Origin of the sequence: Mycobacterium mantenii, assembly GCF_001667865.1 — a bacterium.
Classification (GTDB): Bacteria; Actinomycetota; Actinomycetes; order Mycobacteriales; family Mycobacteriaceae; genus Mycobacterium; species Mycobacterium mantenii_A.
The window spans coordinates 1-503 of record NZ_LZJP01000024.1; the positions used below are offsets into that span (position 1 = coordinate 1).

Below are 503 nucleotides of genomic sequence, written 5' to 3' on the forward strand. Positions count from 1 at the left end.
GTCCCGCCGATCCCCGCCGGTGCACCCTCTGGGGTCCATTGCTCGGTCAGGGAGAACGCCAAATCTGTTCGGGCGGTATGGGTATCAGTCGACAACGGTGTGACGTGCAGAGCACCCAAGTCCAGTTGTGGGGTGTCGTTGTTCTGCCAAGCCAACAACACCTGCACCAGCGGATGATGGGTCAACGAGCGCGTCGGGTTCAGGCGCTCCACCAGCACCTCAAAAGGCACGTCCTGGTGCTCGTAGGCGGCCAGGCTGCGCCGGCGCACCTGACCCAACACCTCGGCCATGCTGGGATCACCGGCCAGATCCACCCGCAACACCAGCGTGTTGACGAAAAACCCGACCAACTCATCGAGCGCCGGATCACCGCGTCCCGCGATCGGGAACCCCACCGCCACATCGCAACTCGCACTCAGCTTAGAGAGCAATACCGCCAACGCGGCCTGGATCACCATGAAACTGGTCGCGTTGTGCTCCCGGGCCACCCGTGCCACCCGCTG

Annotated in this window: 1 protein-coding gene; it reads right to left on the minus strand. The window is 64.0% G+C overall.

From position 1 onward, the window contains the following. On the minus strand, window positions 1-503 hold a 503-nt coding region (locus tag A5688_RS03805; protein WP_131812436.1), incomplete at both ends, for a condensation domain-containing protein.